The sequence below is a fragment of the Ruegeria sp. YTSC325 genome (genome assembly GCF_059609525.1).
Map to the genome: position 1 here is coordinate 26,907 of NZ_JBXWLY010000024.1, position 8,740 is coordinate 35,646.

Annotated in this window: 8 protein-coding genes; all 8 read left to right on the plus strand. The window is 57.2% G+C overall.

The window, feature by feature from the left end; translation table 11 throughout:
• The first annotated feature begins 11 nt into the window (after positions 1-11).
• The 8 genes from napG to AC2FF7_RS21545 all read left to right on the plus strand — a co-directional run bounded on the left by napG (position 12) and on the right by AC2FF7_RS21545 (position 8,614).
• Positions 12-830, plus strand: coding sequence for a ferredoxin-type protein NapG (gene napG / locus AC2FF7_RS21510; RefSeq protein ID WP_170754176.1), 819 nt, complete (start codon positions 12-14; stop codon positions 828-830).
• Entirely contained in the window at positions 827-1,744 is a 918-nt protein-coding gene (gene napH / locus AC2FF7_RS21515) for a quinol dehydrogenase ferredoxin subunit NapH (protein WP_480868366.1), read from the plus strand. The genes napG and napH overlap by 4 nt, the downstream gene beginning before the upstream one ends.
• Positions 1,745-1,756: 12 nt before the next feature.
• Positions 1,757-2,194: a nitrate reductase cytochrome c-type subunit gene (locus tag AC2FF7_RS21520; protein ID WP_480868368.1), complete on the plus strand. Its 438-nt coding sequence runs from the start codon at positions 1,757-1,759 to the stop codon at positions 2,192-2,194.
• A 29-nt stretch (positions 2,195-2,223) separates the two neighbouring features.
• Complete coding sequence (locus AC2FF7_RS21525; RefSeq protein ID WP_480868369.1) at positions 2,224-2,925, plus strand: NapC/NirT family cytochrome c; 702 nt, start codon at positions 2,224-2,226, stop codon at positions 2,923-2,925.
• A 13-nt stretch (positions 2,926-2,938) separates the two neighbouring features.
• Entirely contained in the window at positions 2,939-3,196 is a 258-nt protein-coding gene (locus AC2FF7_RS21530; protein ID WP_170355155.1) for a hypothetical protein, read from the plus strand.
• A gap of 105 nt (positions 3,197-3,301) precedes the next feature.
• The gene (locus AC2FF7_RS21535; protein ID WP_496906310.1) at positions 3,302-6,835 is read left to right on the plus strand and encodes an AAA family ATPase; all 3,534 of its coding nucleotides are present in this window, start codon (positions 3,302-3,304) and stop codon (positions 6,833-6,835) included.
• Between the two features lie 28 nt (positions 6,836-6,863).
• Positions 6,864-7,121: a DUF4242 domain-containing protein gene (locus AC2FF7_RS21540; RefSeq protein WP_170355157.1), complete on the plus strand. Its 258-nt coding sequence runs from the start codon at positions 6,864-6,866 to the stop codon at positions 7,119-7,121.
• 77 nt (positions 7,122-7,198) lie between these two features.
• Positions 7,199-8,614 carry an FAD-binding oxidoreductase gene (locus AC2FF7_RS21545; protein WP_480868372.1) on the plus strand — a complete coding sequence of 472 codons (1,416 nt, stop codon included), beginning with the start codon at positions 7,199-7,201 and terminating at the stop codon, positions 8,612-8,614.
• The last annotated feature ends 126 nt before the right edge of the window (positions 8,615-8,740 follow it).

The following is an 8,740-nucleotide window of genomic DNA, read 5'->3' on the forward strand; positions in this document are numbered from 1 at the left end:
AGGTAAGTCTCATGTCTGGTGTTGGCTCTCCCCTCTCGCCGCAGCGGCGCCGGTTCCTTCAGGACTCGGCGCGCGCCGCAGGCGGCTGCGTGGCGGCCGGGTCCATGTTGGCCTGGCTGGCACGCGACGCGCGGGCGTTACCAGCCGAGGCATTGCGTCCCCCCGGAGCCTTGCCGGAACAAAACTTCCTGTCCGCCTGTATCCGTTGTGGCCTGTGCGTGCGGGATTGCCCCTATGACACGCTGAAACTTGCCGAGCTTGGCGTCGATGCCGTCGCCACCGGCACACCCTATTTCACCGCTCGTGACGTGCCCTGCGAGATGTGTGACGACATTCCCTGTGTCGCCGCCTGCCCCACTGGGGCGCTGGACCCCTCGCTGGACAACATCGACGACGCCGACATGGGGGTGGCCGTTCTGGTCGATCAGGAAAACTGCTTGAACTTCCTGGGGCTGCGGTGCGACGTCTGCTACCGCGTCTGCCCCGTGATTGACGAGGCAATCACGCTTGAGACCGCGCACAACACCCGTTCGGGTCACCACGCGCTGTTCCTCCCTACCGTACACGGCGACCGCTGCACCGGTTGTGGAATGTGCGAGAAAAGCTGCGTTCTACCGGAAGCCGCGATCAAGGTTCTGCCTACCCGGCTGGCACGCGGTAGCAGTGCCGACCACTATCGCAAAGGCTGGGAAGAAAAAGCCGCCAAAGGCGCGCCTGTGGTCGAAGGTATCATCGACCTGCCCGACCGCCTGCCCGGACCGGGTACCGATAATCTGGTCACGCCGGGCGGCTTTGCGCCGGAGTACAATTTGCCGGGGGCCGGACAATGAGCACCCGCACCCATATGCCTGTCGGACAGGAAGCCATCGAAGTCAAAGGCTGGATCGGCGCGCACAAATACCTGCTGCTGCGCCGTGCCTCTCAACTGTTCTTTCTGGTTCTGTTTCTGCTGGGCCCGTGGTTTGGCATCTGGATCGTTCAGGGCACGCTGGCCGGGTCGCTGACCCTTGGCGTGCTGCCGCTGACCGACCCTCTTGTGCTACTGCAAAGCGTGGTTGCCGGGCACTGGCCCGAGCTTACCGCCCTGATCGGAGGCCTGATAGTTCTGGTCGTCTACGCGCTGATCGGCGGGCGCGTCTATTGTTCCTGGGTCTGCCCGATCAACCCCGTAACCGATGCCGCCCATTGGCTGCACCGCAAGCTGGATCTGCCCAAAGGCTGGCAACCCAAACGCGGTACCCGGCTGTGGATCCTAGCTACGGTGCTGATCGTCTCGGGTCTGACCGGCGTCATTGCTTGGGAGCTGATCAACCCGATCACCATGCTGCATCGCGGGCTGATTTTCGGCGCGGGCTTTGTCTGGGCGATGATCGTTGCGATCTTCTTCTTCGACCTGTTCGTGTCACGCCACGGATGGTGCGGGCACCTGTGTCCGGTCGGAGCATTCTATGGCCTGATCGGCACCAAAGCGATGTTGCGTGTCAGCGCGCCCAATCGCGCAGCCTGTGACGACTGCATGGATTGCTTTGCCGTTTGCCCGGAAAACCACGTCCTATCACCCGCGTTACGCGGCAAAACCGGCACCACACCGCTGATCCTGTCGCCCGACTGCACGAATTGCGGCCGCTGCATTGATGTCTGCGCAGTCGATGTCTTCAAGTTTACTCACCGGTTCGACGACCAGGTCGCCGCGCCTTTCGATCCCGTTCCCGCGCCCGAGAGGCGCGCAGCCAGACCTACCTAAGGGAGTGCCAAGATGAACAAGCCAATCCTGACCGGCGTCACCGCCTTGATCCCCGTCATCCTTCTGAGTGGGTTCGCCCTTGCCCAATCCGCGCAAGTCGAAGCCCTGCGCGGTGCCGAGGTTGATGAACCCGTTCCACTCGATCAGGTCCACCGCACGATCGAAGGGCGTATGCAGAGAAATTACCGACAGCAACCTCCGCTGATCCCGCATTCAATCGACCAGTACCAGATTGATCTGCGGACCAACCAATGCCTGTCCTGCCACGACTGGACAAAGGCCGGTGAGCGCAACGCACCCACTTTATCGATGACGCACTACCTGGATCGCGAAGGACGTGAACTGGATCAAATCGCCGGTACTCGGTACTTCTGCAATCAGTGTCATGTTCCGCAGGCAGACACGCCCGCGCTCGTCGACAATGTTTTTGAACCTTCTTCCGGAAACTGATCCAACGCTTGATTGAAAGGAGCACCGACATGGCAGACTCCCCCGAAAAACGCGGCTGGATTGGCCGCATCTGGAACGCGATCTGGACACCGGCCGTCATGTTCAGCTCGGGTTTTCTGGTGCTGGCAGGTTTTCTGGCTGGCATCCTGTTCTGGGGCGGGTTCCACTGGACCCTGGAACTGACCAACACCGAGGAATTCTGCACCTCGTGCCACACGATGGAGACCAATCTGGGCGAATACCGCGAAACGGTTCACTACAACAACCACTCGGGCGTCCGGGCGATTTGTTCGGATTGTCACGTTCCCCATGAATGGAACCACAAAATCAAGGCCAAGATCATGGCTGTCAAAGACGTTTATCACGAGTTGGCTGGCACAATCAGTACGCCTGAAAAATACGAAGACCATCGTCTGAGTATGGCCTCGGCTGTGTGGAAAAAGATGAAGGCATCGGACAGTCGCGAATGCCGCAACTGCCATAACTTCGACTACATGGACTTCACTATTCAGGAAACCCGCGCCGCGTCCGAACACCAAAGGGCGATCGACAACAACATGACATGCATCGACTGCCATCAGGGCATCGCACACAGCCTGCCACCCGGATACCTGGAACAATACCAAGAGGTGACGGAAACTCTGGCGAGCAAAGCGTCTGGAACGCTGCAAGATCAGGTTGCTGAAGGCAGCGCAGAAATCCGGTCATTCCTGACCAAGCAGGCCGACTGAGAAAGGGCACGATATGCTTGAACTTCTGGGAACAATCGGCGCCAACATTATCAGCCTGCCGGGCATCTTGGGCCTTGCGCTGGGTATGATGACCCGCAACCTGATGCTAGGCGCGGTTATGGGCGGTGTCGTCGGTGTGCTTGAAACGCTTATCTTCGCACACTGGTCCTTTGCCAATATCCAGACCATAGAATTGGTTATCGCAGTCGTCGTCGGCTTTTGTGCCGGAGCACTTGGATCGGCGATCCGCATCAAAGGTGCGACTGTCTAACCATACGGTATCGGCGCCGCGAACCACCGCGTCGCCTATGCGCTTCCCGTTGCGCGCCTGAACGCTCAACTTGATCCAAAACCGTTTCCGCCGCATGATCCTGCAATGGGTTTTGAAGTCGGAACATGGCTGCAAGAACTTGGGATGGGTCAGTACACCGATGCGTTTCGGCAAAACGACGTCGACGCGCGTGCGCTGCCTCTGCTTACGAATGACGACCTCAAGGAAATAGGGGTGTCATTGGGCCACAGGAAAATCCTGCTGGCTGCCATTCAGGAATTCGATCAACAAGACCATGTCGATTCTTCGGCTACTTCTTTGCTTCCGGATCAAGCGGTCAAAAACGATGAGGCCGAACGCCGGCATCTGACGGTGTTCTTCGCTGATCTTGTCGGCTCGACAGAACTGACGAACCAATTGGACCCCGAAGACATGCGCCTGCTGTTGCAAACCTATCAGGACGCAGTTGCAGGTGCGGTATCACGCTATGGTGGCTTCGTCGCCAAGTATCTTGGCGATGGATTGCTGGTCTTTTTTGGTTGGCCGCGTGCATTCGAAGACCACGCCTTGCGCGCGGTTAAGGCCGGTTTAGAGGCTATCTCCCGGGTTCAAAAGCTCCGGACACCTTCCGGTCAACCGCTGGCCGCACGCATAGGAATCGCAAGTGGCGATGTAGTCGTTGGCGATACAATCGGCGAAAACACACATGAAGAAGGCGCGATGACGGGCCCAATCCTCAACCTTGCTGCTCGGTTGCAGGAAAAAGCCCCGCCGAACACGGTTGTTCTGACCCAAGAGGATTCGCAAGCGATGCTGCATCGTATTTTCGAATTCTCGTCGCTTGGGCGCGTCGACCTTAAGGGATTTGAAGACCCCCGAGAGCTCTTGCAGGTGGTTAGTGAAAGGCAGGCTGAAAGCCGGTTTAAAGCAGCGCATCGTGATGACGGATCAAACCAGCTTGTTGGGCGCAGTTCGGAAAAGGGTATCCTGCAACAAACCTGGCTTCGCGCCCGCGCAGGACAGGGTGAAGTCATTCTGCTGACCGGAGAAGCGGGCATAGGTAAATCACGCCTAACAGAAGAATTTCTGAACGACGTTACGAATGCAGGTCAGGCTGATATCATCAGACTGAATTGCTCGCCATATCTAACCAGTAGTCCGTTCCATCCTGTAACCGAGCGAATATCGCAGGATGCAGGAGTGGAGCCAGGCTTCGACGATGACCAGGTGTTGCGCCACGTCCGGGCCATGCTCGAAGCGCGGCAAGGCATCGACTTGGATCAGGTTCTTCCCGTTTTTGCAGCCTTGGTCGCCCCAGCAAGCGCATTGGCTCGGGATATTCTGGACCTGTCTCCGCAGGAACAGCGCGACATAACCGTGCAAACGTTGATAAAAACGGTGCAGGCGCGGTCGCAGGTTAAACCGGTCGTTCTGTGCGTCGAGGATGCGCATTGGATCGACCCGTCGACGAACGCCTTGCTTGATCGGTTCCGGGCGATCTGCGCAGATTTGCCGCTGATGATCCTGATCACGCACCGCCCTGGCTGGGAACTACAGCGCGACGCCGGTGATGCGCACGTCCAGACCTTGCACCTGCGTCGTTTCAACTTTGAACAGGTTGAAAACCTGATCCGAAACATATCGGGCCATTCACCAGACGCGTCATTGGTTCGCCTGATCATGGAAAAAACCGACGGCGTGCCTCTATTCGTCGAAGAACTTACCAGCGCATATATGGAAGCCGGAGAGGAAAATCTGGCCGTTCCATCTTCGTTGAAGGGCGCATTGATGGCCAGGCTCGACGCCGTGTCGCCAGAGGCAAAGCAAATGGCGTTGACAGGCGCGGTCATCGGTCGCGAGTTTGCGCTGGACCTTCTGGCGGAGGCAATTGATCTGGAAAGACCGAACCTGCAGTCGGGGCTGGCAGAACTGGTGGAAACGGGACTTGTTTTCGAAAGCGGACACAGCCGCGGCCAATTTGTTTTCCGGCATGCCCTGATCCGCGATACCGCATACCAATCCATGCTGTCTGCGACCCGAAGAACCCAACACGCAAACGTAGCCAAGGCCCTGACACGTCTGCGATCGGCCGAGATTGCGCGCCGACCTGAATTGGTCGCAAGGCATTTGACCGAAGCGGAAGACTGGCAGATTGCGTTCACGCAATGGAAATTGGCAACAGAAATGGCCCTTGCCCGGTCTGCCAGTCAAGAAGCGATGGCCAACGCGACCGAGGCACTTCATGCTGCAGAGAATCTTGGAACGCAAAACAGCGCCGAAACAATCACGGCGATGGTTCTGGTTGGGCGCAGCTACGACAGCCTTGGGGATCTGCCTCAAGGGATTGCCAAGCTCAAACAAGCCTCCGACGCGGCCCGAACACTGGGACATGCCGAACTGTCCGCAGACATCGCGCAGCACTTCGCGGATTCGTGCATGATGTCCAGCCAACGTCACAATGAGGCGATCTCATTGTGTCTTGAGGCACTGAATGGTCTGCCCGAAGACGACGAAAGACGCCAGTGCCAGTTGATGAGCCAACTCGCTCGGGCCTATATGTTTATCGGTCAGTTTAGTGAAGGGGCGGAGTACGGCCACCGCGCCATGAAACTGGCGGCAAATCTCGGTGACTACAAATCGCAGTTCTCAGTCATGATGATGCGTTTTGGTGCCCCGTTTGTGGCTCGGCAGGATGAAGAGGCGCGAAATTGGCGGCAAAACCTGCAAGCCATGCACGACGTCACCGAAAAACTGGGCACGATTGACCAAGGGCGCGACCGGACCCTCAGCCTGTTTGTTGGGGCCGAGATGGCTGACAGGGTTATGCTTGACCGCTCGCTCAAGCTGCTGACAGAGGTCTCGCAAAAGGACAATCACTTGCAGCTTTACTGGGTTCAAATCCACGCGCGCGCGATGGTTGCCATCATGGAAGGCGCTTGGCAACAAGCCGAAGCATTCGCGACTGAGGCTGTAAAGATCGGCCGAAAAACCCACGGTAAACACATCGAAGGTGTTTTCGGTGTGCAGATGTTCACGATCCGACGCGAACAGAACCGGCTTCACGAGGTCGCTCCGGTGATCAAGAAACTGATGGAGGAAGACCCCGACGACATCACTTGGAAACCTGGCTTTGGTCTTATCGCCGCCGAGTTGGGCTATTCCGACCCGGCCGAACGGATTCTCAACGAATTGGCGGCAAACCGGTTCGACCTACCGGCAGATGCCATGTATTCAACTACGCTGTCATATCTTGCGGATATTTGTGTCGCGGTTGGCAGGCAAGACCATGCGCAAACGCTGTTTGACCTGCTTTTGCCCTACGAGGACCTGACGATCACTGCTGGTGCCACCACCGTTTGCACCGGGGCGGCCGCACGCCGGCTAGGCAATCTGGCAACCTTGCTGGGCGATCGCGACATCGCGGAACATATGCTGACCAAGGCAATCGAGATCGACACAAATATGGCCAGCCCACCTTGGATCGCGCACAGCAAGGCTTCATACGCGTCTGCTTTGCGAAAATTCGGGCATAAGCAGAACCTCGAACATGCGTTTCACCTAGAGGCCGAAGCGTTGGCAATCGCACAGAATTTGGGTATGATTTCCCTTATGTCTAAGCTTGAAGGAACGGTCACTTAGTTCATAAACGCATGCCCTGGGGGTGCATATGCCAAGATATATTATAGAACGCCATTTCGCCGAACAGCTGAATATCACGGACGACGGCAAAGCGCACATCAAGGAAATCAACGATGAGGAGGGGGTCGAATGGATCTTCTCGTTCCTTAGTGCCGATAAACGCAAAACCTATTGTCTTTACGAAGCGCCTGACGAGGAAAGCCTGAGAAAAGCAGCCGCGCGCCTGAATATTCCGGCAGATGTTATAACTCCGGTAGATCGGATAGATCCGGGAGTTTTCGCGTAAGACGCAATAATTGAAACTCCAATTTCTATCAGAGGCAAGTGGCAAGAGACCTTCCATTATTAAGGAAGGCATCGATTATGTTCGACGTAAAAACTCTGCATGGGACTTCGGCCCAAGTTGACCAGTCTTCACTGGATGATCTTAGTGCGGCTTTACGCGGTGGCGTGTATTGCGAAGGTACTGCGGAATACGACGCAGCACGCACAACCTGGAACAGTATCGTGGATCGCCATCCTGGATTCGTCATTCAGGCTTTGGGTGCAAGCGACGTACAAAAGGCAGTGAATTTTGTAAGGGACGCTGGTCTGGTCATGTCAGTTCGATCGGGCGGACATCAGATCGCCGGTCACGCTGTTGCTGACGATGCGGTTATGCTGGACTTGTCCCAGATGCGATCGGTCCACGTAGACCCGATGGCCAGAACCGCTCGAGTCGCACCTGGCGCCTTGCTGGGCGACGTTGACCGCGAGACGCAGGCCCACGGCTTGGCCGTTCCGCTCGGGATCAACTCGACAACCGGTACAGCCGGATTGACCCTGGGTGGAGGTTTCGGCTGGACCACACGCAAGTTTGGCATGACTATCGACAACCTTCTTTCAGCCGAGGTGGTCACAGCGGAAGGTATGATCGTCACTGCATCACCGTCCAGCCACCCCGATCTATTTTGGGCAATCCGTGGTGGCGGGGGGAATTTCGGCGTCGTCACCTCCTTTGAATTCCAACTGCATCCTCTCGGTCCTCAGGTCCTATCCGGACTGATTGTTCACCCCATCGAAGCCGCGCCAGGCTTGTTGGCCGAGTATGTGCAAATAGCGGATTCTGCACCCGATGAATTGACAGTCTGGAGCGTGATGCGCAAAGCGCCCCCTTTGCCCTTCCTGCCCGAAGAATGGCACGGGCGGGAAGTTCTGATCTTTGCCGCCTGCTATGCCGGCCCCATGGGAGATGGCGAGGACGCCATGAAGGAACTACGCGGGTTGGGCTCTCCGATTGTGGATGTCATTTCGCCCCACGCCTTTGTGGACTGGCAGGCGGCGTTTGACCCGCTTTTGACACCGGGTGCACGGAACTACTGGAAAAGTCACGATTTCAGCACGTTGTCATCAGATGCGATAACGGGGTTGCTGAATGGTATCTCCAGCTTGCCCGACCCGGCATGCGAGGTGTTTATTGCGCATGTGGGCGGTGCCATGGCCCGCGTGTCTTCCGACGCCACCGCATATCCGGAACGGTCCGCGCATTTCATCATGAACGTCCATACCCGGTGGGAGGACCCGCAAAAAGACGACGAATGCATTGCATGGGCACGCGCGCTCTATGATCGTATGACGCCCCATGCCACCGGCAGCGCCTATGTCAATTTCATGCCCGAAGATGAGGCCGATCACATGGCCGGTGCCTACGGTGAAAACGGGATGAGGCTGGCCAAAATCAAGGCGCAGTATGATCCGGAAAATCTGTTCCGGCTTAACCACAATATTCTGCCCGCCTGACGCGTGGCGCTATACGGGAAAAGACGATCGGGCCAACCAGCTGCTGAGGTGGTGTTGTCACGTTAACCGTCGTTCGGTTGCTCATGCTTGGATTTGGACATAGGTGACATCGATGAATTCATCGTC